We start from the raw sequence: 1,583 nt of genomic DNA, 5'->3' as shown, positions 1-1,583 counted from the left end.
AGTGTTCTTGGGAATCTTACTTTATAAGTAAGTATTCATATTTGAGTCCGGCAAAATCGAAATGTCTCTCGCTCATTCAAATAATGAGAGACAACTAAACCTTGGTTGTTTGCCATACATAAAGACCTCTTGGGGTTGTATGGTTAAGTGACTAAGCGTACACGGTGGATGCCTTGGCAGTCAGAGGCGATGAAGGACGTATTAACTTGCGATAAGCGTAGATTAGGCAGTAAAAGCCACTTGAGTCTACGATTTCCGAATGGGGAAACCCACATGCATAAGCATGTATCATTAACTGAATACATAGGTTAATGAGGCGAACCGGGAGAACTGAAACATCTAAGTACCCCGAGGAAAAGAAATCAATTGAGATTCCGAAAGTAGCGGCGAGCGAAATTGGATTAGCCCTTAAGCTTTTAATGACACAGGTGAAGGCTCTGGAAAGTGCCGCGATACAGGGTGATAGCCCCGTAACCGACATGTCATTTTAAGTGAAAACGAGTAAGGCGGGACACGTGATATCCTGTTTGAATATGGGGGGACCATCCTCCAAGGCTAAATACTCCTGACTGACCGATAGTGAACCAGTACCGTGAGGGAAAGGCGAAAAGAACCCCTGTGAGGGGAGTGAAATAGAACCTGAAACCGTGTACGTACAAGCAGTAGGAGCAGGCTTTGTCCTGTGACTGCGTACCTTTTGTATAATGGGTCAGCGACTTATATTCAGTGGCAAGGTTAACCGTATAGGGGAGCCGTAGGGAAACCGAGTCTTAACTGGGCGCTTAGTCTCTGGATATAGACCCGAAACCGAGTGATCTAGCCATGGGCAGGTTGAAGGTTGAGTAACATCAACTGGAGGACCGAACCGACTAATGTTGAAAAATTAGCGGATGACTTGTGGCTAGGGGTGAAAGGCCAATCAAACTCGGAGATAGCTGGTTCTCCCCGAAAGCTATTTAGGTAGCGCCTCGGACGAATACTACTGGGGGTAGAGCACTGTTAAGGCTAGGGGGTCATCCCGACTTACCAACCCTTTGCAAACTCCGAATACCAGTAAGTACTATCCGGGAGACACACGGCGGGTGCTAACGTCCGTCGTGGAGAGGGAAACAACCCAGACCGCCAGCTAAGGTCCCAAATTACTACTAAGTGGGAAACGATGTGGGAAGGCTCAGACAGCTAGGATGTTGGCTTAGAAGCAGCCATCATTTAAAGAAAGCGTAATAGCTCACTAGTCGAGTCGGCCTGCGCGGAAGATGTAACGGGGCTAAGTAGTAAACCGAAGCTGCGGCAATATGCTTTAGCATATTGGGTAGGGGAGCGTTCTGTAAGCCGTTGAAGGTGTGTTGTAAAGCATGCTGGAGGTATCAGAAGTGCGAATGCTGACATGAGTAACGATAAAGGGGGTGAAAAACCTCCTCGCCGGAAGACCAAGGGTTCCTGTCCAACGTTAATCGGGGCAGGGTGAGTCGACCCCTAAGGCGAGGCCGAAAGGCGTAGTCGATGGGAAACGGGTTAATATTCCCGTACTTCTTACAATTGCGATGGGGGGACGGAGAAGGCTAGGTGGGCCTGGCGACGGT

At 48.6% G+C, this 1,583-nt stretch carries 1 rRNA gene; it reads left to right on the top strand.

The window, feature by feature from the left end:
* Positions 1-141: 141 nt before the first annotated feature.
* Positions 142-1,583 (top strand): 23S ribosomal RNA (locus ACOSVQ_RS20605); the annotation flags it as partial.

It is taken from the genome of Vibrio sp. HM8-C, from assembly GCF_058630515.1.
Note: the sequence above shows the minus strand (reverse complement) of the source record. Positions and strands in the feature narration are given on the sequence as shown.